The organism is Micromonospora sp. NPDC047187 (assembly GCF_040643355.1).
In the GTDB taxonomy this organism is placed as follows: Bacteria; Actinomycetota; Actinomycetes; order Mycobacteriales; family Micromonosporaceae; genus Micromonospora; species Micromonospora salmantinae.
The window spans coordinates 14,946-40,300 of sequence record NZ_JBEYUF010000025.1; the positions used below are offsets into that span (position 1 = coordinate 14,946).

Annotated in this window: 26 protein-coding genes; 24 read left to right on the forward strand and 2 right to left on the reverse strand. The window is 72.3% G+C overall.

Annotated elements, in window-relative coordinates:
* The first annotated feature begins 45 nt into the window (after window positions 1–45).
* The 8 genes from ABZ794_RS28080 (at window position 46) to ABZ794_RS28115 (ending at window position 7,839) form a co-directional block, all read left to right on the forward strand.
* The gene (locus tag ABZ794_RS28080) at window positions 46–1,608 is read left to right on the forward strand and encodes a lipopolysaccharide biosynthesis protein (protein ID WP_210786826.1); all 1,563 of its coding nucleotides are present in this window, start codon (window positions 46–48) and stop codon (window positions 1,606–1,608) included.
* 8 nt (window positions 1,609–1,616) lie between these two features.
* Complete coding sequence (locus tag ABZ794_RS28085; RefSeq protein ID WP_238688698.1) at window positions 1,617–2,519, forward strand: sulfotransferase domain-containing protein; 903 nt, start codon at window positions 1,617–1,619, stop codon at window positions 2,517–2,519.
* Complete coding sequence (locus ABZ794_RS28090) at window positions 2,516–3,778, forward strand: hypothetical protein (protein WP_357518373.1); 1,263 nt, start codon at window positions 2,516–2,518, stop codon at window positions 3,776–3,778. Before ABZ794_RS28085 ends, ABZ794_RS28090 begins: the two co-directional genes overlap by 4 nt.
* A 214-nt stretch (window positions 3,779–3,992) precedes the next feature.
* The gene (locus ABZ794_RS28095; RefSeq protein ID WP_210787514.1) at window positions 3,993–4,472 is read left to right on the forward strand and encodes a UDP-N-acetylglucosamine--LPS N-acetylglucosamine transferase; all 480 of its coding nucleotides are present in this window, start codon (window positions 3,993–3,995) and stop codon (window positions 4,470–4,472) included.
* Window positions 4,469–5,143, forward strand: coding sequence for a glycosyltransferase (locus ABZ794_RS28100; protein ID WP_210787515.1), 675 nt, complete (start codon window positions 4,469–4,471; stop codon window positions 5,141–5,143). Before ABZ794_RS28095 ends, ABZ794_RS28100 begins: the two co-directional genes overlap by 4 nt.
* Window positions 5,140–6,063: a glycosyltransferase family 2 protein gene (locus ABZ794_RS28105; RefSeq protein ID WP_210787516.1), complete on the forward strand. Its 924-nt coding sequence runs from the start codon at window positions 5,140–5,142 to the stop codon at window positions 6,061–6,063. Before ABZ794_RS28100 ends, ABZ794_RS28105 begins: the two co-directional genes overlap by 4 nt.
* Before the next feature lie 94 nt (window positions 6,064–6,157).
* Window positions 6,158–7,336: a chorismate synthase gene (aroC, locus tag ABZ794_RS28110; RefSeq protein ID WP_210787517.1), complete on the forward strand. Its 1,179-nt coding sequence runs from the start codon at window positions 6,158–6,160 to the stop codon at window positions 7,334–7,336.
* A complete protein-coding gene (locus tag ABZ794_RS28115; protein WP_210787518.1) occupies window positions 7,336–7,839 on the forward strand; it encodes a shikimate kinase in 504 nt (167 codons plus the stop codon). The genes aroC and ABZ794_RS28115 overlap by 1 nt, the downstream gene beginning before the upstream one ends.
* 103 nt (window positions 7,840–7,942) lie before the next feature.
* On the opposite strand, the gene ABZ794_RS28120 is transcribed toward ABZ794_RS28115, so the two are convergent.
* The gene (locus tag ABZ794_RS28120) at window positions 7,943–8,671 is read right to left on the reverse strand and encodes an alpha/beta hydrolase (RefSeq protein ID WP_238688687.1); all 729 of its coding nucleotides are present in this window, start codon (window positions 8,669–8,671) and stop codon (window positions 7,943–7,945) included.
* A gap of 79 nt (window positions 8,672–8,750) precedes the next feature.
* On the opposite strand from ABZ794_RS28120, the gene ABZ794_RS28125 reads away from it, so the two are divergent.
* The 5 genes from ABZ794_RS28125 (at window position 8,751) to nusB (ending at window position 12,351) form a co-directional block, all read left to right on the forward strand.
* Complete coding sequence (locus ABZ794_RS28125; RefSeq protein WP_357518377.1) at window positions 8,751–9,749, forward strand: YafY family protein; 999 nt, start codon at window positions 8,751–8,753, stop codon at window positions 9,747–9,749.
* A 10-nt stretch (window positions 9,750–9,759) separates the two neighbouring features.
* Entirely contained in the window at window positions 9,760–10,836 is a 1,077-nt protein-coding gene (gene aroB, locus ABZ794_RS28130) for a 3-dehydroquinate synthase (protein WP_357518379.1), read from the forward strand.
* Window positions 10,836–11,261 (forward strand): type II 3-dehydroquinate dehydratase, encoded by a 426-nt coding sequence (gene aroQ, locus ABZ794_RS28135; RefSeq protein WP_210785459.1) that lies wholly within the window; start codon window positions 10,836–10,838, stop codon window positions 11,259–11,261. The genes aroB and aroQ overlap by 1 nt, the downstream gene beginning before the upstream one ends.
* A gap of 98 nt (window positions 11,262–11,359) precedes the next feature.
* A complete protein-coding gene (gene efp / locus ABZ794_RS28140) occupies window positions 11,360–11,917 on the forward strand; it encodes an elongation factor P (protein WP_007458344.1) in 558 nt (185 codons plus the stop codon).
* A gap of 23 nt (window positions 11,918–11,940) precedes the next feature.
* Complete coding sequence (nusB, locus tag ABZ794_RS28145; RefSeq protein ID WP_184188983.1) at window positions 11,941–12,351, forward strand: transcription antitermination factor NusB; 411 nt, start codon at window positions 11,941–11,943, stop codon at window positions 12,349–12,351.
* Between the two features lie 91 nt (window positions 12,352–12,442).
* Here the strand turns inward: nusB and ABZ794_RS28150 are convergent, their stop codons facing one another.
* Complete coding sequence (locus ABZ794_RS28150; protein WP_007458348.1) at window positions 12,443–12,931, reverse strand: transcriptional regulator; 489 nt, start codon at window positions 12,929–12,931, stop codon at window positions 12,443–12,445.
* Between the two features lie 288 nt (window positions 12,932–13,219).
* On the opposite strand from ABZ794_RS28150, the gene pyrR reads away from it, so the two are divergent.
* The 11 genes from pyrR (at window position 13,220) to rpoZ (ending at window position 25,348) form a co-directional block, all read left to right on the forward strand.
* Window positions 13,220–13,804: a bifunctional pyr operon transcriptional regulator/uracil phosphoribosyltransferase PyrR gene (gene pyrR, locus ABZ794_RS28155; protein ID WP_210785458.1), complete on the forward strand. Its 585-nt coding sequence runs from the start codon at window positions 13,220–13,222 to the stop codon at window positions 13,802–13,804.
* Window positions 13,801–14,727: an aspartate carbamoyltransferase catalytic subunit gene (locus ABZ794_RS28160; protein WP_091401900.1), complete on the forward strand. Its 927-nt coding sequence runs from the start codon at window positions 13,801–13,803 to the stop codon at window positions 14,725–14,727. The genes pyrR and ABZ794_RS28160 overlap by 4 nt, the downstream gene beginning before the upstream one ends.
* Window positions 14,724–16,001, forward strand: coding sequence for a dihydroorotase (locus tag ABZ794_RS28165; RefSeq protein ID WP_210785457.1), 1,278 nt, complete (start codon window positions 14,724–14,726; stop codon window positions 15,999–16,001). The genes ABZ794_RS28160 and ABZ794_RS28165 overlap by 4 nt, the downstream gene beginning before the upstream one ends.
* Window positions 16,001–17,164 carry a glutamine-hydrolyzing carbamoyl-phosphate synthase small subunit gene (gene carA / locus ABZ794_RS28170; RefSeq protein WP_357518381.1) on the forward strand — a complete coding sequence of 388 codons (1,164 nt, stop codon included), beginning with the start codon at window positions 16,001–16,003 and terminating at the stop codon, window positions 17,162–17,164. The genes ABZ794_RS28165 and carA overlap by 1 nt, the downstream gene beginning before the upstream one ends.
* Window positions 17,157–20,504, forward strand: a complete 3,348-nt coding sequence (carB, locus tag ABZ794_RS28175; protein ID WP_210785455.1) for a carbamoyl-phosphate synthase large subunit — start codon at window positions 17,157–17,159, stop codon at window positions 20,502–20,504. Before carA ends, carB begins: the two co-directional genes overlap by 8 nt.
* Window positions 20,501–21,547: a quinone-dependent dihydroorotate dehydrogenase gene (locus tag ABZ794_RS28180; protein ID WP_238688692.1), complete on the forward strand. Its 1,047-nt coding sequence runs from the start codon at window positions 20,501–20,503 to the stop codon at window positions 21,545–21,547. Before carB ends, ABZ794_RS28180 begins: the two co-directional genes overlap by 4 nt.
* 234 nt (window positions 21,548–21,781) lie before the next feature.
* A complete protein-coding gene (locus ABZ794_RS28185) occupies window positions 21,782–23,056 on the forward strand; it encodes an adenosylmethionine--8-amino-7-oxononanoate transaminase (RefSeq protein ID WP_210785467.1) in 1,275 nt (424 codons plus the stop codon).
* A gap of 73 nt (window positions 23,057–23,129) precedes the next feature.
* Complete coding sequence (gene pyrF, locus ABZ794_RS28190; protein ID WP_091401910.1) at window positions 23,130–23,966, forward strand: orotidine-5'-phosphate decarboxylase; 837 nt, start codon at window positions 23,130–23,132, stop codon at window positions 23,964–23,966.
* A gap of 177 nt (window positions 23,967–24,143) precedes the next feature.
* A complete protein-coding gene (gene mihF, locus ABZ794_RS28195; protein ID WP_030335662.1) occupies window positions 24,144–24,461 on the forward strand; it encodes an integration host factor, actinobacterial type in 318 nt (105 codons plus the stop codon).
* Between the two features lie 25 nt (window positions 24,462–24,486).
* The gene (locus ABZ794_RS28200; RefSeq protein WP_210785454.1) at window positions 24,487–25,020 is read left to right on the forward strand and encodes a guanylate kinase; all 534 of its coding nucleotides are present in this window, start codon (window positions 24,487–24,489) and stop codon (window positions 25,018–25,020) included.
* 64 nt (window positions 25,021–25,084) lie between these two features.
* Window positions 25,085–25,348: a DNA-directed RNA polymerase subunit omega gene (gene rpoZ / locus ABZ794_RS28205; protein WP_030335666.1), complete on the forward strand. Its 264-nt coding sequence runs from the start codon at window positions 25,085–25,087 to the stop codon at window positions 25,346–25,348.
* Window positions 25,349–25,355 lie beyond the last annotated feature (7 nt).

Here is a 25,355-nt window from a genome sequence, read left to right on the forward strand (position 1 = left end):
GCCGGCGAGGGCCGGCCCACGCCCGCCCCCGCCGAGGATCAGGCCGTGCCGTCGCCGGCCGGGGACACCGGCTCGGCCGAGACCCGCCGCAGCGCGCGCAGCGGCGTGGCCGGACTGCTCGGCGCGGCCACCAGCGGCTTGTTCGGGTTCGTGCTGGCGGTCGTGATCACCCGAAGCTACGGCCCGGCCGGCGCGGGAGCGTTCTTCGCCGCGATCGGGGTCGTCACCGTGGCCACCGCGATCTGCACGCTCGGCGCGGAGACCGGTCTGATGTGGGCGCTGCCCCGCCGCAGCGCCGGCGCGCGCGGTGACGCCGCCCGGGTGCTCCCGGTGGCGCTGATCCCGCCGCTGCTGACCGGGCTGCTGGTCGCCGGCGCGGGCGTGCTGGCCGCCGACGCCCTTGCGCCCCGGCTGCTGCGCGGCTCCGGCACGAGCGGCGACGCTCTGCTCACCGTCACGTTCGCCGCGGTGCCGGTGGTGGTCGCGATGACCCTGCTGCTGGCCACGCTGCGCTGCGTGCGGCCGATCCGGGCGTACGTCGGGGTGCAGTTCCTGCTGCTGCCGGTCGCCCGCCCGGTGCTGGTCGGCGCGGCCGCGTTGGCGGGCGGTGGCCTGCTCGCCGGCATGACCGGCTGGTTGGTGCCGGCCGCGCTGGCGCTGCTGGCCTGTCTCACCCTCGTCGCCGGCCCGCTCGGTCTGGGCCGGGGCGCGACGCTGCGTCCGCACCGCGCCGACTGGTCCACGTTCTGGCGCTTCGCGTTGCCCCGGGCCGCCTCGGCGGCCATCGACGCCGGCAGCATGTGGGTGGGTGTGCTGCTCACCTCGGTGCTGGCCGGGCCGGCGGACGCCGGTGTGTTCGGCGCCGTCGGCCGGTACGTGCTGGCCGGTCAGCTGGCCATGCAGGGGCTGCGGGTGGCGGTGTCGCCGCAGCTGTCCCGGCTGCTCGGGCGGGGCGAGCGGGCCGCGGCGGCGGCCGTGCACCGGCAGTTGACCACCTGGGGGCTGGTGCTGTCCTGGCCGGTGTACCTGCTGCTGGCGGTCTTCGCGCTGGCCTTCCTTCAGCTGTTCGGGCCGGAGTTCACCGCCGGTGTGCCGGCGATGACTGTGCTCGCGCTGGCGATGCTGGTCAACACCGGAGTGGGCAACGTGCAGAGCCTGCTGCTGATGGGTGGGCGCAGCGGGCTGCACCTGGTCGCCACAGTGGCCGGGTTGACGGTGACCGTCTCGCTGGGTCTCTGGCTGATCCCCCGCTACGGCGCGACGGGCGCGGCGGTTGCCTGGGCGGCCGGCATCGCCACCGAGAACCTCACCGCCGCCGGGTTCGCCCGGTCGGTGGTTCGGGAGCCGCTGTTCGACGCCGCGATGGTGCGTGCCGCGGGGGCCACGATCGCCGGTGTGGGCCTGGCCGCCGGGGCCGGCGTGCTGGTCGGCGGTCGCGGCCTGCCCGGCCTGGCGGTGGCGTTGGCGGTGCTGCTGACCGGCTGCGTCGGCATGTTGACGTTGCCCCGGGTGCGCGCCGGCATCCGGGGGACCATGAGGCAGATCCGTGGAGGGGACAGCGCGGCCACGGCCGCCGAGCCCACCTCGGCATCGACGAGAGGTAGGTGAGGTTCGTCGTGGTGTCCATCCGTGACCGGGTCAAGCAGTTGGTTCCGACCCAGGTGACCACCCGGGTGAAGGAGTCGCTCGTCGACTACGGCGTTCGCACCAGCGACCGCCGGCCGCTGCCGGACTTCCTGATCATCGGAACCAAACGGGGTGGCACCACCTCCCTGTGGAACTACCTCATCCAGCACCCGTTGGTGCCCCGGCTCTTTCCCGCGTGGAACACCAAGTCGGCGCACTACTTCGAGGAGCACTGGGGTCGCGGCGAAGCCTGGTACCGCTCGCATTTCCCGACCGAGCGGCAGCGCGAGGCCCTGGCCAAGCGGCACGGCGGGCCGGTCCGGGTCGGTGAGGCCGCCCCGCTGTACATGTTCCACCCGCTCGCCGCGCAGCGGGTCGCCGCGCTGATGCCGTCGGTGAAGCTCATCGTGCTGCTGCGGGACCCGGTGGAGCGGGCGTACTCGCACTGGAAGGAACGCCGCACCCACGGCATCGAACCACTGGACTTCGCCGCCGCGCTGGCGGCCGAGCCGGAACGTACGGCGGGGGAGCGGGAGCGGTTGATCGCCGAGCCGGAGGCGTTCAGCGAGCCGTACGACTGGTACACGTACCGGGCCCGGGGGCGTTACCTGGAGCACCTGGAGCCGTGGCTGGAGCGTTTCGCCCGGGAGCAGATCCTCTTCCTGCCCAGCGAGGACCTGTACCGCGACTCGCGGGCGACCTACCGACGGACCCTGGACTTCCTCGGTCTGCCGGCGTACGACCTGCCCAACTTCAAGGTCTACAACGATCGGCGCTCGGCACCGCTGGAGCCGAGCGTGCGCGCTGAGCTGACCGACTACTACCGGCCGTACAACGACGCGTTGCGTCAACGGCTCGGGCTGGACCTCGACTGGGCGGACCGGGCGGCGTGACGACCCGGGTGGGCCCGGCCACCGACCCGCGTTCACGGGTGGACGGCCTGGGTTGGGTGAGCCGCGCGGTCTTCCCGGACGACCGGGTCGGTCTGACAGTGGGAGGCGCCCCGCCGGCCGGTCACCAGACGGTGGCCCGGTACGCGGTGGTGCCGTCGGTCGCGCGGGCCCGGTTCCTGGTGCCGTTGGGCGCACCCCGGGCCGGGGCGGCGTCGCTGTTGGCGTACAACGCCCTGCGGCCACCGAAGGTGCGCGCGCTGCGGGCGGTGCTCGGTGGGCTGGCCCGGTTCGGTCGGGTGGGGCTCGCGCCCTTTCCCACGTTGACCGTCTCGGTGCCGGCCGGGGTGCCGGCCGCGGAGCTGTTGCTGAGCGAGCGGCTCTCCGCCGACCTGGGTGACACGCCGCTGCTGGCCGCGTTCGGGGTCCGCCCACCCGACCCGAACGGCAAGCCCACCCTGCAACTCTTCAGTGCCGACGGGCGTCCGCGTGGCTACGCGAAGATCGGCTGGAACGACGCGACCCGTGCGTTGGTCAGCGCGGAGGCGGCGGCGCTGCGGGCGTTGCGCGAGGTGGTCGGTGTCGCCGACCACCCGACGCCGCCGCGGCTGCTCACCGAGACGTCGTGGGCCGGCCAGGTGGTCGCGGTGATCGAGCCGTTGCCCCCGGCGGTACGCGGTGTGCCGGTGGACGACCCGCCCCGGATCGCGGCGCTGCTCGCGGTCGCCCGGCGCGGTCGCCCGGCGGGCACACCTCGACCGCTGGTCGACTCGGCCTTCCTGCGCCGGCTGGCCGATCAGGCCGGCCGGGCCGCCGCGACCGAGCCGGCCGGCGCGCGGGCGCTCGCCGCGGTCTCGGCGTTGGCCCGCCGGCATTGCGACACCAGCGTCGAGTTCGGTCACTGGCATGGTGACTGGGTGCCGTGGAACCTGGGCTGGCACGCCGGTCGGTTGGTCGCCTGGGACTGGGAGCACAGCGGGCCGGACGTGCCGGTCGGCTTCGACCTGGCGCACGACGCGTTCCAGCGGGCCCTCGTGCTGCGCGGGGAGCCGGCCGACGCCGCCGCGTCGGCAGTGGACGGATATCTGAGCCGGCACGGCGAGCGGCTCGGTCTCGACGCCGCGCAGCGTCGGCTCGTCGCCGACGCGTACCTGGTGGAGATGTGGTTGCGGACGTGGCGGCTGGCCGACGCGGGCGCGGGCTGGAACGCCGCCCTGCATCCCGCACTCTTGGACGTCATCGAGAAAAGACATAGCGGCTGATCTGGAGGAATCGCGGCGGCGACGGAGCGCCGCAGAGTGACGACATAATCGCAGGTGGTGATGACGATCGATGGACCTCGGACGTTCGGTGCACCGCACCGCCCGTTGTGGAGATCGTCATCTCGGCCGGTCGCGCTATTCAACGACCGGGAATCGTGTGATCTGCTTCTGCCTGGCGTGAACTGAAATTCCAAGCGAACTTGTGGGGAGTCGCGTGGACGCGAACAACGACGACAGTGGGGCGCCGGTGCTGCTGCTGGTCGGCTCCAGCGGCGGCCATCTGGCCCAACTACTGGCCCTGCGGCCCTGGTACGAACAGCGGCGGCGCTGCTGGGTCACCTTCGACACCCCGGAGGCGGTGTCGCTGCTGGCCGGCGAGGACCTGGTGCCGGCGCACCACCCGACCACCCGCAACGTGCCGAACCTGCTGCGCAACGCGCTGCTGGCCTGGCGGGTGCTGCGGGCCCGCCGGGTCGCCGCCGTGGTCACCACCGGCGCGGGGGTGGCGGTGCCGTTCGTGGTGCTGGCCCGGCTGCGGCGCATCCCGACCGTCTATATCGAGGTGTACGACCGGATCGACACCCCGACGTTGACCGCTCGGCTCTGCCGGCCATTCCTGTCCGCGATGCTCGTGCAGTGGGACGAGCAGCGCCGGCAGTACCCCGAGGCGACAGTCGTCGGGACGCTGCTGTGACCGGGGAGACGGGCACCGCCCGGCGTCCGCAACCCCGACCGGCCACCGAGGCGGCCCGCCTGCCGCGCCAGCGCGACAGCTCGGCGGTCGCCCAGCTCCGACTGCTGGTCGCTGTGGGCACCGACAAGCACCCCTTCGACCGGCTCGTCGACTGGTTGGCGCAGTGGCACGCGCACGCCTCCGGCCCGATCGGGCTGACCATGCAGCACGGGCACACCAACGCGCCCCAGCTGAGCGGCGCGGTGCCGTTCCTCGGCCACGACGCGTTGCAACAGGCGATGATCGATGCGGACCTGGTGGTCTGCCACGGTGGCCCGGCGACCATTCTGGAGGCCCGCCGGCACGGCCACCTGCCCATCGTGGTGCCCCGCGATCCGGCTCGCGGTGAGCACGTCGACAACCACCAGCTCCTCTTCGCCCGCCGGCTCGGCGCCGCCGGGCTGGTGGCGCTCTGCGAGACCCGGGAGGCCCTGCACGACGCGTTGGCCGCCGGGGTGGCCGACCCGTCCCGGTACGCGGTGGCCGCCGACCCGGAGGCACACGAGGTACGACGGGCGGCGGTGGCCCGGGTCGGGCAGATCGTCGACGACCTGGTGGCCCGTTCGACCCCGCGCCCACCCCGGTGGCGGGCCTGGTCCCGGCCGCGCCCGGGTACGGAGGAGATTCGATGACCCAGCAGCCGACCGTCAGCGTCGTGGTGCCCACCCGGGACCGCCCCGAGCTGCTGCGGGCCGCGGTGCGCGCGATCCTGGCACAGGACTACCCGGGCGTGATCGAGGTCGTCGTGGTGTTCGACCAGTCCGCGCCGGACGAGTCGCTGACCGAGCTGGGGAGCGGCCCGGCCCGCGTGGTGCGGGTGATCCGCAACGCCCGTACCCCCGGGTTGGCCGGTGCGCGCAACAGCGGCACCCTCGCGGCGGAGGGCGAGCTGGTCGCGTTCTGCGACGACGACGACGAGTGGCTGCCCGGCAAGCTGGCCGCCCAGGTCGACGCGCTGGCCGCCGACCCGGCCGCCGAGTTCGTCTGCTGCGGCATCCGGGTCAACTACGACGGGCACACCGTCGACCGGGTGCTCGGCAAGGACCGGATCACCCTGGACGACCTGCTACGCGACCGGATGACGGAGCTGCACCCGTCGACGTTCCTGATCCGCGCCACCGCGTTGCGCGACGGGTTCGGGCTGGTCGACGAGGAGATCCCGGGCAGCTACGCGGAGGACTACGAGTTCCTGCTGCGGGCCGCGCGCAGCGCGCCTCTGATCAACCTGCGGACGCCGTCGGTGCTGGTCCGCTGGCACAAGCGCTCGTATTTCGCGCAGCGCTGGGACACCATCTCCGAGGCGTTGCAGTGGTTGCTGCGGCGCTACCCGGAGTTCGCCAGTCAACCGGCCGGCGAGGCCCGGGTGTCCGGGCAGATCGCGTTCGCCCAGGCTGCCTCCGGCGACCGCCGGGGCGCGTTGCGCTGGGCCCGGCGCACCCTGCGGAGCAACCCCCGCGAGCCGCGCGCCTACCTGGCCCTCGCCGTCGCCGGTCGGGTGGTCCGGGCCGACGCGGTGCTGCGCACCCTGCACAAGCGCGGTCGGGGGATCTGAGCCGCCGCCCGCGTGAGCGGGCGGCGGCGTCCGCTGGGCGGGACGCGACGGGGAGTGCGCCGGGTCGGTGGCCCGCCGTGACAGACTGACCGCTGTGTTGCGCTGGTTGACTGCAGGTGAATCGCACGGTCCCGCCCTCGTCGCGATGTTGGAGGGGGTGCCGGCCGGCATTGAGGTGACCACCACCGAGATCGCCGACGAGCTGGCCCGTCGACGGCTGGGCTACGGGCGGGGTGCCCGGATGGCGTTCGAGCGCGACGAGGTCGAGCTGCTCGGCGGCCTGCGGCACGGCGTCACCCTGGGCAGCCCGGTGGCGATCCGGGTCGGCAACTCCGAGTGGCCGAAGTGGCAGACCGTGATGGCCGCCGACCCGGTCGACCCCGACGAGCTGGCCCGGCAGGCCCGCAACGCCCCGCTGACCCGCCCCCGGCCGGGCCACGCGGACCTGGCCGGCATGCAGAAGTACGGCCACACCGACGCCCGGCCGATCCTGGAGCGCGCCAGCGCGCGGGAGACCGCCGCCCGGGTGGCCGTCGGGACGGTCGCCAAGGCGCTGATCCGCCAGGCGCTCGGCATCGAGATCGTCTCGCACGTCGTCGAGCTGGGCCCGGTGGCCGCGAAGCCCGGGCTGCGTCCCCTGCCGTCCGACACGGCCCGGATCGACGCCGACCCGCTGCGCTGCCTCGACCCGGAGGCCAGCGCCCTGATGGTCGCCGAGGTCGATGCCGCGAAGAAGGCCGCCGACACCCTCGGCGGCGTGGTCGAGGTGCTGGCGTACGGGGTGCCACCGGGGCTGGGCAGTCACGTGCAGTGGGACCGCAAGCTCGACGCCCGGCTGGCCACCGCGCTGATGTCCATTCAGGCGATCAAGGGTGTGGAGATCGGCGACGGCTGGCAGCAGGCCCGCTCCCGCGGCTCCGAGGCGCACGACGAGATCATCCCGTCGGCCACCGGCGTTCGCCGGGTCACCGACCGGGCCGGCGGGCTGGAGGGCGGCATCACCACCGGCGAGCCACTGCGGGTCCGTGCCGCGATGAAGCCGATCTCCTCGCTGAACCGGGCGCTGGCCACCGTGGACGTCACCACCGGCGAGCCGGCCACCGCGATCAACCAGCGCTCCGACGTCTGCGCGGTGCCCGCCGCGGCGGTGGTCGCCGAGGCGATGGTGGCGCTGGTGCTGGCCGAGGCGGCCACCGAGAAGTTCGGCGGAGACTCGATCGCCGAGATCCGCCGCAATCTGGCCGGGTACCTCGACGCGCTGGTCATCCGCTGATGGCGCCGGTCGTCGTGCTGGTCGGCGCGCCCGGCTGCGGCAAGACCACAGTCGGCCGGGCGCTCGCCGCCACCCTCGGCGTGGAGTTCCGCGACACCGACACCGACATCGAGCAGATGGCCGGGAAGCCGATTCCGGAGATCTTCATCGACGAGGGCGAGGCGCACTTCCGTACCCTGGAGCGCGCCGCCGTGGCCGCGGCGCTGGCCGGCGGCACGGGCGTGCTCGCCCTCGGCGGCGGCGCGGTGCTGGCCGAGGAGACCCGGGCGGCCCTGATCGGGCACCGGGTGGTGCACCTCTCGGTCGAGTTGCCCGACGCGGTGCGGCGGGTCGGGCTCGGCGCCGGCCGGCCGCTGCTGGCGATCAACCCACGGGCCACCCTCAAGCACCTGCTGGACCAACGCCGGCCGCTCTACGCCGAGGTCGCCACCGAGACGGTGGTCACCGACGGCCGGGCCCCGGCGCAGGTGGTCGCCGACGTCGCCGCCCTGCTCCCGCGCTGACGCGGACCTGTCGCGCCGATCTTGCACTTACTGTCCCGACGTAGGGGGCATTTCCCCCCATCTCGGCAACCGAAACTGCAAGATCGGCGCGGTGGGGTGGTCCTCAGGTGCGGGCGATCAGGTCGAGGACGTCGGCCAGAGCCTTCGGCTCGCTGAGCATCGGCCAGTGCCCGGTGGGCAGCTCATGCAGTTGACCGTCGGCCAGGCCGGTGAAGAACGGATGCTCCTGTTGGATCATCTGCCGCACCACGTCCAGCGGGAAGGTGCTGGCGACCAGCGCCGTCGGCACCGGGCGCCCACCGGTGCGTCGGACCGGGTCGGTGGCGGCCCGCAGCGGCTGCGGGGTGGCCCGGGTACGCAGCAGCGCGAGCGTCGGCTCGTCCAGGCCGGCCAGGTTGGTCGGGTCGGCGGCCGGGTCCCAGGCCGGCGGCGGCAGCAGGTGCCCGGCTCCGATCGCTGCCCGCAGCCGCTGCTGCTCCTCCGGCGGCAGCGTGTCGAACTGCGCCGTGCCGTCCGGCAACGGCCCGCTCTCCACGTAGACGATCCGGGCGATCCGGCCGGGGATGCGGTCCACCGCCTGGGCGGCCGGCATCCCGCCGCCGGAGTGCCCGACCAGCAGGACGTCGCGCAGGTCCTCGACCTCGATGAGTCGGACGATGTCGGTGGTGTGCGTGTCCAGGCTGACCTCCGGCCCGGCGAGGTGGTCGCGTTCGGCCACCCCGGTCAGCGTCATCGGATAGACCTCGTGCCCCTGCGACCGCAGCGCGACGGTCACGTCCCGCCACGCCCAGGCACCCAACCAGAACCCCGGCACCAGCACGAATGTCGCCATCTGCGGCTCCTTCTCTCGGTTACCGACAGACCGTACGATCTATTCCGGACAGGATCCGCCCGGTTTGAAGGAGTGGCCCGTGTCACACCCCGCGGGGCGGGTGCTGGCCCTGCTCGAACTGCTGCAGACCCGGCACCGGTCCACGGCCGCCGAACTCGCCGGCCACCTCGGGGTGGACGAGCGGACCGTCCGCCGGTACGCGACCACGCTCGTCGAGCTGGGCATTCCCGTCACCGCCGACCGGGGCCGCTACGGCGGCTACCGGCTGCACCCCGGTTACCAGCTGCCGCCGCTGATGCTCACCGACGACGAGGCGGTGGCCGTGCTGCTCGGCCTCGTCGTCGCCGAACGGGTCGGGCTCGCCACCGAGCAGCCGGCCACCGCCACCGCGCTGGCGAAGATCCGCCGGGTGCTGCCGGCCGCGCTCGCCGACCGGCTCGCCGCCATCCAGGAGCACCTGGGCTTCACCCTGCGTCGTCCGGAACCGGAGCGCGGACCGGCGTCCGGCACTCTGCTCGCACTGGCCTCGGCAACCCGGCACCGGCAGCGGGTGGCGCTTGACTACCGCTCCTGGCGGGGCGAGCGGTCGCACCGCGAGCTCGACCCGTACGGGCTGGTCTTCCACGCCGGCCGCTGGTATGTCACCGGCCACGACCACCGGCGCGGGGAGATCCGCACCTTCCGACTGGACCGGATCGGCGCGGTGACGCCCGGCATGGCGACGTTCACAGTGCCGGACGGCTTCGAAGCGGTGACCTGGGTGACCCGGTCGCTGGCCGGTGTGCCGTACACGCACGAGGTGGAGGTCGTGCTGGAGACCGACCTGGTCGCCGCCCGCCGCCGCATCCCGCCCAGCGTGGCCGAGTTGACCGCCACCACCGACGGGGTGCTGCTGCGGGCCCGAGCGGAGAGCCTGCCCGGGATGGCGGCGCTGCTGGCCGGGCTGGGGTGTCCGTTCACAGTGCGGCATCCGGACGCGCTGCGCGCCGCGGTGGCCGAACACGCCCGCCGGCTGGCGGACTGGGCCGCTCGGCCAGCAGGTGGACAGCCGCCCTCGCCGCGCCGCCCGCTGGACTAGGCTGCCGGCGATGGACGAGGTGACCCGAATTCCGGTCGGCGGCGAGCGGCCGTACGACGTCTTGGTGGGACGTGACCTGCTGGGCGCGCTGCCGGGCCTGCTGCCCGGCGCGACCCGGGTCGCGGTGCTGCACGCGCCTCCGCTCAAGGCCCTCGCGGACGCGCTCGGCGAACGCCTGCGCGCTGCCGGCGTCGAGCCGCTGCCGATCGAGGTGCCCGACGCCGAGTCGGGAAAGCACATCGAGGTGGCCGCCTCCTGCTGGGACCGGCTCGGAGCGGCCGGCTTCACCCGCACCGACGCGGTGGTCGGGGTGGGCGGCGGCGCGGTGACCGACCTGGCCGGCTTCGTCGCGGCCTGCTGGTTGCGGGGTGTGCGCTGGGTGCCGGTGGCGACCTCGCTGCTGGGCATGGTCGACGCCGCGGTCGGCGGCAAGACGGGCATCAACACGGCCGCCGGCAAGAACCTGGTGGGCGCGTTCCACCCGCCGGTCGGGGTGTTGGCCGACCTGGCCACTCTGGACAGCCTGCCCGCTGTCGACCTGGCTGCCGGGTTGGCCGAGGTCGTCAAGTGCGGCTTCATCGCCGACCCGACGATCCTGGATCTCGTCGAGAACGACCCGGAGGCCGCCACCGACCCCCGAGGGCCGGTGAGCCGGGAGCTGATCGAGCGGGCCATCCGGGTCAAGGCCGACGTGGTCGCCGGCGATCTGCGCGAGTCGGGCCTGCGGGAGGTGCTCAACTACGGGCACACCCTGGCCCACGCCATCGAGCAGAACGAGGGCTACCGCTGGCGGCACGGCCACGCCGTCGCCGTCGGTCTGGTGTACGCGGCCACGCTGGCCCGGCTCGCCGGGCGGCTGGACGCGCCGACCGCCGACCGACACCGGGTCACGCTGAGCGTGCTGGGCCTGCCGGTGAGCTACCCGGCCGACGCCTGGCCGCAGCTGTTGGCCGCGATGCGGGTGGACAAGAAGACCCGGGGCAGTCGGCTGCGCTTCGTGGTGCTCGACGGGCTGGCCCGCCCGACGATGTTGGAGGGCCCCAACGACGCGTTGCTGGAGGCCGCCTACCGGGAGGTGGGCTGGTGATGAAGGTCTACGTCTTGAACGGGCCGAACCTGGGCCGGCTGGGCACCCGCGAGCCCGACGTGTACGGCGCGACCACCTACGCGGACCTGGTGGCGCTCTGCGAGAGCACCGGTCGGGAGCTGGGGCTGGCGGTGACGGTCCGGCAGACCGACGCGGAGCACGAGCTGCTGGGCTGGCTGCACACGGCGGCCGACGAGGGCGCCGCTGTCGTGCTCAACCCGGCCGCCTGGTCGCACTACTCGTACGCGGTGCGGGACGCCTGCGCCATGCTGCGGGGGCCGCTGGTGGAGGTGCACATCTCCAACATCCACACCCGCGAGGAGTTCCGGCACCACTCGGTGGTCTCGGCGGTGGCGACCGGGGTGATCTGCGGTCTCGGTATCGACGGCTATCGTCTCGCTCTGCACCATCTGGCCACCCGCTGAAGGCCCACCGACTGGGCGCTCCGAACGGGGGGCCGTCCGATTCGACGCAGCTTGTAGACTTGCCAGGTCTGTCCGCCAATTGATGATCAAGGCAGGAAATGGCCTCCACCAACGACCTCAAAAACGGCCTGGTACTCAACCTGGACGGCGAGCTCTGGGCCGTCGTCGAGTTCCAGCACGTCAAGCCCGGTAAGGGTGGTGCCTTCGTGCGCACCACGCTGAAGAACGTGCTGTCCGGGAAGGTGGTCGACAAGACCTTCAACGCGGGCACCAAGGTCGAAACCGCGACCGTTGACAAGCGCACGATGCAGTACCTGTACGCCGACGGTGAGGACTTCGTCTTCATGGATCTGGAGACCTTCGACCAGATCACCGTGCCCGGTGGCACCGTCGGTGAGGCAGCCAACTACCTGCTGCCCGAGGCGGAGGCGACCGTCGCCCAGCACGAGGGTGTGCCGCTCTACATCGAGCTGCCCACCAGCGTCGTGCTGGAGGTCACCTACACGGAGCCGGGCCTGCAGGGCGACCGTTCGACCGGCGGCACCAAGCCGGCGACCGTGGAGACCGGCGCCACAGTGCCGGTTCCGCTGTTCATCACCACCGGCGAGAAGATCAAGGTCGACACCCGCGACGGCCGTTACCTCGGCCGCGCCTGATGGCTGAGGGTTCCAAGCAGCAGATGCCGGCGCGCCGCAAGGCGCGCAAGCGGGCGCTGGATGTCCTTTACGAGGCCGACCTGCGGGACAAGCCTCCGGTGGAGGTGCTCGCCGGCTACGTGCAGCGGATCGAGCAGCCCCGACCGGAGCACCTCGGCTACGCGGTGGGCCTGGTCGAGGGGGTTGCCGAGCACCTCAACCGGATCGACGAGCTGATCGCCAGCTACGCCGAGGGTTGGACGCTGGAGCGGATGCCGGTCGTCGACCGTAATCTGGCCCGGATCGCCGTCTACGAGTTGCTCTACGTCGACGAGATCGACGACGCGGTGGCGATCAGCGAGGCCGTGGAGCTGGCTCGGCAGATGTCGACCGACGACTCGCCGCGCTTCCTCAACGGGGTGCTCGGCCGGATCGCCGAGTACGCCACCCGCTGAGCGTCCGCACCGAACACCGCACATCCGAAAGGGCCCGTGCCAGCTGGCACGGGCCCTTTCGGTGGAGCGGCAGATCAGGTGGAGCGGCAGATCAGGAGGCGAAGAACGCCCGGGGGTCGGCCACCAGCACGCCGTGCTCGGTGAGCCGCTCGATCAGGCCCGACGGTGAGGCGTCGTAGACGATCGCGAGCGCCCGCAGGTCGTCGGCGCGGATGGAGAGCACCCGGCCGTTGTAGTCGCCGCGCTGCTGCTGGATGGCGCGGGCGTAGCGGGCAACGTAGGCCAGGTCCTCGGAGGCCTCGTCGTAGAGCCGCTCCAGGTCCAGGACAATCTTGCTGGTGGGCTCGTGACGGACGCCACTGCCGTCAGGCAGCAGCTCCGAGACGGGTACGCGGTAGAACTCGGCCAACTCGGCCAGACGGGACACCGTCACGGCCCGGTCGCCACGCTCGTACGAGCCGACCACCACGGCCTTCCACCGCCCGTTCGACTTCTCCTCCACACCCTGCAGGGAGAGACCCTGCTGCTGGCGGATGGAGCGCAGGCGGGCGCCCAGAGACTTGGCGTATTCAGAGGGCATTCGGACACTCCCAGTGCTGCTCGGGGTTCTCCCGTCGATCGCTACGGAGCGTGACGGTACGGGGAATGCGACACGTGGTCAAGTGGTCGTGCCCCTACCGTTGCGGAGCGTCCGGGGAGTTTTCCCCTTTTCCGGTACCTGACCCGGTGGTCAGCGGCCGCCGTCCATCACCCCGGTGACCACTGGTAACGTGGCGGAAGCCCCGGCCCAGGTCTGCTGAGCGGTCCGGCCGGAGGTGCCCGACATCCTTTAACGACCCGTCCCGTGAGGCGGGGAAGGAGGTCCGCCGTGGCATACCCACCGGCTGCCCGCTCGTCACCACCGCAACAACCCTCGGTGAAGGTGATCCTCGCCAGCGCCGACGTGCAACGCGTGGTCGACCGCATCGCACACCAGATCCTGGAGAAGACCCAGGGCGCCGCCAACACGGTGCTGCTCGGGATTCCCACCCGGGGCACCCCCCTCGCCCGGCGACTCGCCGACCGGATCAGCACCTTCGAGGACGTCGCCGTTCCGGTCGGTGTGCTCGACATCACCCTGTACCGCGACGACCTCCGTCGGCACGCCACCCGCGCGGTGGGTCCGACCGAGCTGCCCCCCGGGGGGATCGACGGCAAGCGGGTCATCCTGGTCGACGACGTGCTCTTCTCCGGCCGCACCGTCCGGGCCGCGCTCGACGCGCTCAACGACGTGGGCCGCCCGGCCTCGGTGCAGCTCGCCGTCCTGGTCGACCGGGGCCACCGGGAGTTGCCGATCCGCGCCGACTACGTCGGCAAGAACATCCCGACCTCGCTCGCCGAGAGCGTCAAGGTGACGCTCGCGGAGATCGACGGGACGGACGAGGTCAAGCTCTACGGGGGGACCGCCTCATGATCAAGCATCTGCTCTCCGGCGGTGACCTGGACGCCGACACCGCCACCGAGATCCTGGACACCGCCGCCGAGATGGCCACCGTCGCCGGCCGGGAGATCAAGAAGCTTCCCGCGCTGCGCGGACGGACCGTGGTGAACCTCTTCTACGAGGACTCCACGCGGACCCGGATCTCCTTCGAGGCGGCGGCGAAGCGGCTCAGCGCCGACGTGATCAACTTTTCCGCGAAGGGGTCCAGCGTCACCAAGGGTGAGAGCCTGAAGGACACCGCGTTGACCCTGCAGGCCATGGGCGCGGACGCCGTCGTCATCCGACACCCCGCCTCCGGCGCGCCGCACCGCCTGGCCAACTGGGTGGACGGGTCGGTCGTCAACGCCGGCGACGGCACCCACGAGCACCCCACCCAGGCGCTGCTGGACGCGTACACCATGCGGGCCCGGCTGGGCCGGCTCGCCGGCCTGTCGGTCGCGGTGGTCGGGGACGTGCTGCACTCCCGGGTGGCCCGCTCCAACGTGCTGCTGCTGTCCACCCTCGGCGCCAAGGTCACCCTGGTCGGCCCGCCGACCCTCATCCCGGTCGACATCGCGGGCGCCCTCGCGCCCGGCACCGACGTCTCCTACGACCTCGACTCCGTCCTGCCGAACGTGGACGTGGTGATGATGCTGCGCGTGCAGCGGGAGCGGATGAACGACTCCTACTTCCCCTCCGCGCGCGAGTACGCCCGCCGCTACGGGCTGGATGGCCCGCGGATGCGCCGGCTGCCCGAGCACGCGATCGTCATGCACCCCGGCCCGATGAACCGGGGGATGGAGATCACCCCCGAGGTCGCCGACTCACCCCGCTCCACCATCGTCGAACAGGTCACCAACGGGGTCTCCGTGCGGATGGCTGTCCTTTACCTGCTGCTCGGAGGGAACAACCGGTGACCGCGTACCTGATCACCAGCGTGAGTGTCGTCGGCGCCGCGCCGACCGACCTGCTGATCCGCGACGGCGTGATCGCCGAGGTCGGTGCCGGCCTGACCGCGCCGGACGCCACGGTCGTCGACGGCACCGGCCTGGTCGCCCTGCCCGGCCTCGTGGACCTGCACACCCACCTGCGCGAGCCCGGTCGGGAGGACGCCGAGACCGTCGAGTCCGGTTCCCGGGCGGCGGCGCTGGGCGGCTACACGGCGGTCTGCGCGATGGCCAACACCTCCCCGGTGGCGGACACCGCCGGCGTTGTCGAGCAGGTCTGGCGCCTCGGCCGCGAGGCCGGCCTGGTCGACGTGCAGCCGATCGGCGCGGTCACCGTCGGGCTGGCCGGCGAGCGGCTGGCCGAGCTGGGCGCGATGGCCGACTCCGCGGCCCGGGTACGGATCTTCTCCGACGACGGGCACTGCGTCGCCGACCCGAAGTTGATGCGCCGAGCCCTGGAGTACGTCAAGGCGTTCGACGGGATCATCGCCCAGCACGCCGAGGAGCCCCGGCTCACCGAGGGCGCCCAGATGCACGAGGGCGAGGTCTCCACCCGGCTCGGCCTGATCGGCTGGCCGGCGGTCGCCGAGGAGGCGATCATCGCCCGGGACGTGCTGCTCGCCGAGCACGTGGGCAGCCGACTGCACGTCTGCCACGTCTCCACCGCCGGCAGCGTCGAGGTGCTGCGTCAGGCAAAGGCGCGCGGGGTACGGGTGACCGCCGAGGTGACCCCGCACCACCTGCTGCTCACCGACGAACGGGCGGAAACCTACGACCCGGTCTACAAGGTGAACCCGCCGCTGCGCACCGCCGCGGACATCGCCGCGCTGCGTGCCGCCCTCGCCGACGGGGTGATCGACGTGATCGCCACCGACCACGCCCCGCACGCGGTGGAGGACAAGGAGTGCGAGTGGGCGTACGCCCGACCGGGGATGCTCGGTCTGGAGACGGCCCTCTCCATCGCGCTGGACGTGCTCGGCCCCGAGTGGGACCTGATCGCCGAGCGGATGTCGCGCACCCCCGCACGGATCGCCGGCCTCACCGGGCACGGCGTCGACCCCGCGCCGGGTGTCCCGGCCAACCTGACCCTGATCGACCCGGCCGCCCACCGCACCATCGAGCCGGCGGAGCTGGCCAGTCGCAGTCGCAACACCCCGTACGCCCGCATGACGCTGCCAGGTCGCATCGTGGCGACCTTCCTGCGTGGCGAGCCGACGGTCCTGGACGGAAAGGCTGTCAAGTAATGGTCAAGCGCAGACCCGCAATCCTGGTGCTGGAGGACGGGCGCACGTTCCCCGGCGAGGCGTACGGCAGCGTCGGGGAGACCTTCGGCGAGGCGGTCTTCAACACCGGCATGACCGGTTACCAGGAGACCCTCACCGACCCGTCCTACCACCGTCAGGTGGTGGTGCAGACCGCGCCGCACATCGGCAACACCGGCGTCAACGGCGAGGACGACGAGTCCGGTCGGATCTGGGTGGCCGGCTACGTCGTACGCGACCCGGCCCGGATCGGCTCGAACTGGCGGGCCACCGGCGGTCTCGAGGACCGCCTCGCCACCGAGGGCGTGGTGGGCATCAGCGGGGTGGACACCCGGGCGCTGACCCGGCACCTGCGCGAGCGGGGCGCCATGCGGGTGGGCATCTCCAGCATCGACAACGACCCGCAGAGCCTGCTGGCCCGGGTCCGCCAGGCGCCGCAGATGGTCGGCGCGGACCTGTCCGCCGAGGTGAGCACCGCCGAGCCGTACGTCGTCGAGGCCCTGGGCGAGCACCGGCTCACAGTGGCCGCCCTGGACCTGGGCATCAAGCGCAACGTGCCGCGTCGGCTGGCCACCCGTGGGGTGACCACCCATGTGCTGCCGGCGTCGTCGAGCATCGACCAGATGCTCGCCACCGGCGCCGACGCGATCTTCCTGTCGCCCGGCCCGGGCGACCCGGCCACCGCCGACGCCCCGGTGGAGCTGGCCCGGGAGGCGCTGCGGCGGGAGGTGCCGCTGTTCGGCATCTGCTTCGGCAGCCAGATCCTCGGTCGGGCGCTCGGCTTCGGCACCTACAAGCTGGGCTACGGCCACCGGGGGATCAACCAGCCGGTGCTGGACCGGGTCACCGGCAAGGTCGAGGTGACCAGCCACAACCACGGCTTCGCGGTGCGGGTGCCCGGTGCGGGTGTCGGCGTGGTCGTCCCCGACCAGGTGATCGACACCGACTTCGGTGGCGTACGGGTGTCGCACGTCTGCCTCAATGACAACGTGGTCGAGGGGCTGCGGGCGGTGGACCTGCCCGCGTTCACCGTCCAGTACCACCCGGAGGCGGCGGCCGGTCCGCACGACGCGGACTACCTCTTCGACCGATTCGCCGACTTGATCGAAGGCCGGACCCACAGCAAGGGGCGCAGCAATGCCTAAGCGGACCGATCTCAAGCACATCCTCGTGATCGGCTCCGGGCCGATCGTCATCGGGCAGGCCTGCGAGTTCGACTACTCCGGCACCCAGGCGTGCCGGGTGCTGCGCAGCGAGGGGATCCGGGTCAGCCTGGTCAACTCCAACCCGGCGACGATCATGACGGACCCGGAGTTCGCCGACGCGACCTACGTCGAGCCGATCACCCCGGAGTTCGTGGAGCTGGTCATCGCCAAGGAGCGCCCGGACGCGATCCTCGCGACCCTCGGCGGTCAGACCGCGCTGAACACGGCCGTCGCCCTGCACGAGGCCGGCGTCCTGGAGAAGTACGGCGTGGAGCTGATCGGCGCGAACATCGACGCCATCAACCGGGGCGAGGACCGGCAGCTGTTCAAGGAGATCGTGGCGAAGGCCGGCGTACGGCTCGGCGTCGACGACCCGACCGGGCTGGTGCCCCGCTCGCGGGTCTGCCACTCGATGGACGAGGTCGAGGCGACAGTCGCCGAGCTGGGCCTGCCGGTGGTGATCCGGCCGTCGTTCACCATGGGGGGCCTGGGCTCCGGCATGGCGCACACCCCGGAGGACCTGGCCCGCATCGCCGGCGACGGCCTGTCCGCCAGCCCGGTGCACGAGGTGCTCATCGAGGAGAGCGTGCTCGGCTGGAAGGAGTACGAGCTCGAGCTGATGCGCGACCGGCACGACAACGTGGTGGTGGTCTGCTCGATCGAGAACATCGACCCGATGGGTGTGCACACCGGCGACAGCGTCACAGTGGCCCCGGCCATGACGCTCACCGACCGGGAGTACCAGCGCCTGCGTGACCTGGGCATCGCCGTGCTGCGCGAGGTCGGGGTGGACACCGGCGGCTGCAACATCCAGTTCGCTGTCAACCCGGTCGACGGCCGGATCGTCGTGATCGAGATGAACCCCCGGGTGTCGCGGTCCTCGGCGCTGGCCTCCAAGGCGACCGGCTTCCCGATCGCGAAGATCGCCGCGAAGCTGGCCATCGGCTACACCCTCGACGAGATCCCCAACGACATCACCCTGAAGACCCCGGCGGCGTTCGAGCCGACCCTCGACTACGTGGTGGTGAAGATCCCCCGGTTCGCGTTCGAGAAGTTCCCCGGCGCCGACCCGGAGCTGACCACGACGATGAAGTCGGTGGGCGAGGCGATGAGCCTCGGGCGCAACTTCACCGAGGCGCTGAACAAGGCGATGCGCTCGATGGAAACCAAATCGGCCGGTTTCTGGAGTGTGCCGGACCCGGCCGGCGTCACCCTGGCGGACACTCTCGCGGCGCTGCGGATCCCGCACGACGGCCGGCTCTACACAGTGGAGCGGGCGCTGCGGCTCGGGGCGTCGATCGCCGAGGTGGCCGAGGCGTCCGGCGGCATCGACCCGTGGTTCCTGGACCAGATCGCCGCGCTGATCGAGCTGCGCGCCGAGATCGTCGACGCGCCGGTGCTCGACGCCGACCTGCTGCGTCGTGCCAAGCGGGCCGGTCTGTCCGACCGGCAGCTCGCCGCGCTGCGCCCGGAGCTGGCCGCCGAGGACGGCGTACGGACCCTGCGGCACCGCCTGGACGTGCGCCCGGTCTACAAGACGGTGGACACCTGCGCGGCCGAGTTCGAGGCGACCACGCCGTACCACTACTCGACGTACGACCTGGAGACCGAGGTCGTGCCGTCGGACCGGCCGAAGGTGCTGATCCTGGGCTCCGGCCCGAACCGGATCGGGCAGGGCATCGAGTTCGACTACTCCTGCGTGCACGCCGTGCAGGCGTTGCGGTCGGCCGGTTACGAGACCGTGATGGTCAACTGCAACCCGGAGACGGTCTCCACCGACTACGACACCGCCGACCGGCTCTACTTCGAGCCGTTGACCTTCGAGGACGTCCTGGAGGTCTGGCACGCCGAGGACTCGTCCGGTCGGGCGGCCGGCGGGCCGGGTGTGGTCGGGGTGGTCGTCCAACTCGGCGGGCAGACCCCGCTGGGGCTGGCGCAGCGGCTGAAGAACGCCGGTGTGCCGATCGTCGGCACCTCCCCGGAGTCGATCCACCTGGCCGAGGAGCGCGGCGCGTTCGGCGCGGTGCTGGCCCGCGCCGGACTGCGCGCGCCGGCGCACGGCATGGCCACCTCGTACGACGAGGCCAAGACGATCGCCGACGAGATCGGCTACCCGGTGCTGGTCCGGCCGTCGTACGTGCTGGGCGGGCGGGGCATGGAGATCGTCTACGACGACCCGACGCTGCGCGACTACATCGGTCGGGCCACCGACATCTCCCCGGACCACCCGGTGCTGGTGGACCGGTTCCTCGACGACGCCATCGAAATCGACGTGGACGCGCTGTGCGACGCCGACGGCGAGGTCTACATCGGCGGCGTGATGGAGCACATCGAGGAGGCGGGCATCCACTCCGGCGACTCGTCCTGCGCGCTCCCGCCGATCACCCTCGCGGGCTCGCACCTGGTCGAGGTCCGCCGCTACACCGAGGCCATCGCGCGTGGCGTCGGGGTCCGTGGCCTGCTCAACGTGCAGTACGCCCTCAAGGACGACGTGCTCTACGTGCTGGAGGCCAACCCGCGCGCGTCGCGGACCGTCCCGTTCGTCTCCAAGGCCACGGCGGTGCCGCTGGCCAAGGCGGCGGCCCGGATCGCGCTCGGGGCGAGCATCGCCGAGCTGCGCACCGAGGGCCTGCTCCCGGCGACGGGGGACGGGGGCACGATGCCCGCCGACGCGCCGGTCGCGGTCAAGGAGGCGGTGCTGCCGTTCAAGCGTTTCCGAACCCGCGCGGGCAAGGGGATCGACTCGCTGCTCGGGCCGGAGATGAAGTCGACCGGCGAGGTGATGGGCATCGACACCAACTTCGGGCACGCCTTCGCCAAGAGCCAGTCGGCCGCGTACGGGTCACTGCCGACCGCCGGGAAGATCTTCGTCTCGGTGGCCAACCGGGACAAGCGCGGCATGATCTTCCCGATCAAGCGGCTGGCCGATCTGGGCTTCGAGATCGTCGCCACCGCCGGCACGGCCGAGGTGCTGCGCCGGCACGGCATCGCCTGTGAGCAGATCCGTAAGCACTACCAGGCCGGTGCGGGCGACGACGCGGTGTCGCTGATCGGCGGCGGCCACGTGGCGCTGGTGATCAACACGCCGCAGGGCTCGGGTGCCAGCGCCCGCTCCGACGGTTATGAGATCCGCAGCGCGGCCGTCACCGCGGACATCCCCTGCATCACCACGGTCCCGGGCGCCGCCGCGGCGGTGATGGGCATCGAGGCGCGGATCCGCGGCGACATGCAGGTCCGCCCCCTGCAGGACCTGCACGCAATCCTGCGGGCGGCCCGGTGACACTGTTCGAGCAGGTGGTACGGCCGTGGTTGTTCCGGCTCGGGGGCGGGGACGCCGAGGCGGCGCACGAGTGGACGCTGCGGCGGTTGGCGGCCCTGTCTCGGCGGCCGGCCGCGCTCGCCGCGCTGCGGGCCCGGTACGCGGTCGACGCGCCGCGCACCGTGTTCGGGGTGCGGTTCCCCAACCCGGTCGGGTTGGCCGCCGGGATGGACAAGGACGGCGCGGCGCTGCCGGCCTGGCCGGCGCTCGGCTTCGGTTTCGTGGAGGTCGGCACTGTCACCGCGCACGCCCAGCCGGGCAACCCCCGGCCGCGGCTGTTCCGGCTGCCGTCCAGCGAGGCGGTGGTCAACCGGATGGGCTTCAACAACGCCGGGGCCGCCGCGCTGGCCGCCCGGTTGGCGGCACTGCCGCGCCCGCTCGGGGTGCCGCTGGGCATCTCGCTGGGCAAGTCCAAGGTGACCCCGCTGGACGAGGCGGTCGAGGACTATCTCGCCTCGTACCGGGCGCTGCGCGGGCACGGCGACTACTTCGCGGTGAACGTGTCCTCACCGAACACCCCGGGTCTGCGGTCGTTGCAGGACCGTGGCCACCTGGACGCGCTGCTCGGCGCGTTGGTGGGGGAGAAGCCGGTGCTGGTCAAGATCGCACCAGACCTGACCGAGGCGGCGATCGCCGAGCTGCTGGAGGTCTGCCTGGCCCGGGGTGCCGCCGGGGTGATCGCCACCAACACCACCCTGTCCCGGGACGGTCTCGCCGGCGTCGACGTCGAGCGTGGCGGGCAGGCCGGTGGCCTGTCCGGTCGGCCGCTCACCGGGCGGGCCCGCGACGTGGTCGCCTTCGTCCACTCCGAGACGGGCGGCCGGCTGCCGATCGTCGGCGTCGGCGGGGTGCTGGACCCGGACGACGCGGCGCGGATGTTCGATGCCGGCGCCGCCCTGGTGCAGCTCTACACCGGCTTCATCTACCGCGGACCGGCCCTGGTCCGCGCCGCCGCCCGCGCGGCGGCCGCAACGGCGGCACCGGACGCGGTCGCCGGCCGGTGACCGCCCTCGGCCCGGTGCCGGCCCGGCGCAACCGGGTGCCGAGCCCGCTCCGCGTCGAGGAGCACACGCCCGTTGTTGCCCTTTGCTCTGCACCCGTGGGTGCACCACCCGGAGCGCGACACCCGGCCACCGGGTGTCGCGTCCGCGGGTGCAGAGCAAAGGCAGCGGCGGAGAGGTTCGACCCGGCCGCAGGACGTCCGCCGTCCGGACCGCTTGAGGCGCAGAGGAGTACGCGTGACACCCGAGGAGATCCTGGCCTTCGACCGGGCGCACGTCTGGCACCCGTACGCCGCGCTGCCGCCGGCCAACCCGCCGTACGTGGTGCGTGGCGCCGAGGGGGTACGGCTCACCCTGGCCGATGGGCGGGAGTTGGTGGACGGCATGTCGTCCTGGTGGGCGGCGATCCACGGGTACCGGCACCCGGTGCTTGACGCGGCGGTGACCGACCAACTCGGCCGGATGAGCCACGTGATGTTCGGCGGGCTCACCCACGAGCCGGCGGTGCGGCTGGCCCGAACCCTGGTCGAGCTGACCCCGGACGGCCTGGAGCACGTGTTCCTGGCCGACTCCGGCTCGGTCAGCGTCGAGGTGGCGGTGAAGATGTGCCTGCAGTACCAGCGGGCCGTCGGCCGGCCACAGCGGCGCCGGCTGGCGACCTGGCGGGGCGGCTACCACGGCGACACCTTCCATCCGATGAGCGTCTGCGACCCGGAGGGCGGGATGCACCACCTGTGGGGCGACGTGCTGCCCCGGCAGGTGTTCGCCCCGGTGCCGCCGGGCGGCTTCACCGACCCGCCTGACGACGCGTACGTGGCGGCCCTGGTGGAGACGGTCGAGCGGCACGCCGACGAGTTGGCCGCCGTGATCGTCGAGCCCGTCGTCCAGGGCGCTGGCGGGATGCGCTTCCACCACCCGGGCTACCTGCGCGTGCTGCGCGAGGTGACCCGGGCGAACGGAATTCTGCTGATCTTCGACGAGATCGCCACCGGGTTCGGCCGTACCGGCGAGATGTTCGCCGCCGGGCACGCCGGGGTGACGCCGGACGTGCTCTGCCTGGGCAAGGCGCTGACCGGCGGGTACCTGACCCTCGCGGCGACCCTGTGCACCGCTGAGGTCGCCCAGGGCATCTCGGCGACCGGCGTGCTGGCGCACGGGCCCACGTTCATGGGCAACCCGTTGGCCTGCGCGGTGGCGAACGCCTCCATCGGGCTGCTGCGGGCCGGAGACTGGGCCGGCCAGGTCGACAGGGTCGGCGCCGGCCTGCGCGCCGGTCTGGAGCCCCTGCGCGGCACGCCGGGCGTGGCCGACGTACGGGTTCTCGGCGCGATCGGCGTGGTGCAGCTCGACCACGAGGTCGACCTCGGCGCGGCGACCACAGCCGCTGTCGCCCAGGGGGTGTGGCTACGTCCGTTCCGCGACCTGATCTACACGATGCCGCCGTACGTCACCGACGACGTCGACCTGGCCCGGATCGCGACCGGGGTGGCGGCGGCGGTGGCGGCCGGCTGAGTCGGCCCGGCCACCGGGTCGACGGGTTACCCGGGCGGGTCAGCCGTCCGGACGAGAAGAGGGGAACACTCCGATGGAGAGCTTCGGTACCCGGCTGCACCGGGCGATCACCGAGCGGGGCCCACTCTGTGTGGGCATCGACCCGCATCCCGGTCTGCTGGCTCAGTGGGGCCTCCCGGACGACGTTCAGGGGCTCGACCGGTTCAGCCGGACCGTGGTGGAAGCCCTTGGTGACCGGGTTGCGGTAGTCAAGCCTCAGTCGGCCTTTTTCGAGCGGTTCGGGTCCCGAGGTGTGGCGATTCTTGAGTCAACTATCCGACAGTTACGGGATGCCGGCTCGCTCGTTCTGCTCGACGTCAAGCGCGGCGACATCGGCTCGACGGTGAGCGCGTACGCCGCCGCGTACCTTGATCCATCCAGCCCCGTGTATGTCGACGCGGTCACCGCGAGCCCCTACCTCGGGGTCGGTTCGCTGGCGCCGATGTTCGAGCTGGCCGCCGAGCACGGCGGCGGGGTGTTCGTGCTGGCCCTCACCTCCAACCCCGAGGGCGCGGCCGTGCAGCGGGCCGTCACGGCTGACGGCCGCACCGTGGCGCAAACCGTGATCGACGAGATTTCCCAGCTCAACAGGGGTGCGTCCCCGCTCGGGAGCTTCGGTCTGGTGGTCGGCGCGACCATCGGTGACACCGGTCACGACCTCTCCGGTGTGGGTGGCCCACTGCTCGCTCCGGGGCTCGGCGCGCAGGGTGCCGGCGCAGCCGATCTGCGTACCGTCTTCGGTTCGAGCCTCGCCTCGGTGCTCCCGTCGTACTCCCGGGAAGTGCTCTCGGCAGGCCCTGACGTGGCCGCGCTGCGGGCCGCCGCGGACCGCGTGTTGGTCGACTGCCGGGCCGTCCTGCCTGCCCGGTGACTGACTGACGGGTCGGTCACTCTACGGTGATCATGCGGCCCCACGTTGCCGAAAGCTCCGTTGGCCGCTAGTTTTCCCCGCGCTGGGAACCATGGACCCCTTGGTTCACAGCGACACCACGTTTCACAGATGCGGCGGTGCGCCCCGCCCGCCGCGATAGGGACCTGAGGAGAACTGGTGCCGCTCCCGTCACTGACCCCCGAACAACGCGCTGCCGCGCTCGAGAAGGCCGCGGAGATCCGCAAGGCCCGTGCTCAGCTGAAGGAGCAGCTCAAGCAGGGCAAGACCACCCTCGGTGCCGTCCTCGAGCGGGCCGAGAGCGACGACGTCGTTGGCAAGCTCAAGGTGTCGGCCGTCCTGCAGGCCATGCCGGGCATCGGCAAGATCCGGGCTACCCAGATCATGGAGAAGCTCAAGATCGCCGACAGCCGTCGCCTGCGTGGCCTCGGCGAGCAGCAGCGCAAGGCACTGCTTGGAGAGTTCGCCGCCAACTGAACCTGGCAGCGTGTAGAAACAAGCAGTGAGCACGGATGACGAGGCGCGCCCGGCGGCTCGGCTCACTGTCCTGGCTGGACCTTCGGGTTCCGGCAGGGAGAGTGTCGTCGAGCTCGTCCGGGCGCGTTCTCCGTCCGTGTGGATCCCGGTCGCGGCAACCACCAGGCCGCGCCGGGAGTCGGAGATCGACGGGGTGGACCGGGTCTTCCTCGCCCCCGCCGAGTTCGATCGGCGGATCGTCGACGGCGAGCTGCTGGAGTGGTCCCGGATCGGTTCACACCGCCGGGGCACCCCGTACCCGCCGCTACGCGCCCGGCTCGACGCCGGCCAGCCGGTGCTTCTCCCGCTCGACCTGCGCGGCGTCCCACTGGTCCGGGCGCGCCTGCGCGACGCCCGGCTGGTGTTGCTGAGCCCACCCGGGTACGCGCCCGACGCCACGGTGGCCGCCACCGTCGAGCACGCGCTGACCCACGACCACACCGAACGGGTGGTCGAGGAGCTGGTAGGCTTACTCGGTTCTTCTTATCCGGATCCGGCCTGGTCGCGCGTGCGTGGCTGACGGTCGGCCGCCGTTGAGACTCAGCACCGCGTCCGCGCGGCTCGAAAGACGCAGAGGTTAATTCGTGGGATCCATCGCCAACCCCGAAGGCATCACCAACCCGCCGATCGACGAGCTCCTCGAGAAGACGACGTCGAAGTACGCGCTGGTCATCTTCGCCGCCAAGCGCGCGCGCCAGGTCAACGCCTACTACAGCCAGCTCGGTGAGGGTCTGCTGGAGTACGTCGGCCCGCTCGTCGAGACCACCCCGCAGGAGAAGCCCCTCTCCATCGCCATGCGCGAGATCAACTCGGGCCTGCTCACCGCCGAGCCGACCGACCAGCCGTAAGCCCCCG

Bases quoted from the DNA above. Each gene is read 5' to 3' on its own strand.
- nusB (WP_184188983.1), top strand. From the start codon at position 11,941: ATGCCGGCGCGCCGCAAGGCGCGCAAGCGGGCGCTGGATGTCCTTTAC.
- ABZ794_RS28150 (WP_007458348.1), bottom strand. From the start codon at position 12,931: ATGCCCTCTGAATACGCCAAGTCTCTGGGCGCCCGCCTGCGCTCCATC.
- ABZ794_RS28105 (WP_210787516.1), top strand. From the start codon at position 5,140: ATGACCCAGCAGCCGACCGTCAGCGTCGTGGTGCCCACCCGGGACCGC.
- aroQ (WP_210785459.1), top strand. From the start codon at position 10,836: ATGAAGGTCTACGTCTTGAACGGGCCGAACCTGGGCCGGCTGGGCACC.
- efp (WP_007458344.1), top strand. From the start codon at position 11,360: ATGGCCTCCACCAACGACCTCAAAAACGGCCTGGTACTCAACCTGGAC.
- ABZ794_RS28115 (WP_210787518.1), top strand. From the start codon at position 7,336: ATGGCGCCGGTCGTCGTGCTGGTCGGCGCGCCCGGCTGCGGCAAGACC.
- ABZ794_RS28120 (WP_238688687.1), bottom strand. From the start codon at position 8,671: ATGGCGACATTCGTGCTGGTGCCGGGGTTCTGGTTGGGTGCCTGGGCG.
- carB (WP_210785455.1), top strand. From the start codon at position 17,157: ATGCCTAAGCGGACCGATCTCAAGCACATCCTCGTGATCGGCTCCGGG.
- carA (WP_357518381.1), top strand. From the start codon at position 16,001: ATGGTCAAGCGCAGACCCGCAATCCTGGTGCTGGAGGACGGGCGCACG.
- aroB (WP_357518379.1), top strand. From the start codon at position 9,760: ATGGACGAGGTGACCCGAATTCCGGTCGGCGGCGAGCGGCCGTACGAC.
- ABZ794_RS28160 (WP_091401900.1), top strand. From the start codon at position 13,801: ATGATCAAGCATCTGCTCTCCGGCGGTGACCTGGACGCCGACACCGCC.
- pyrF (WP_091401910.1), top strand. From the start codon at position 23,130: ATGGAGAGCTTCGGTACCCGGCTGCACCGGGCGATCACCGAGCGGGGC.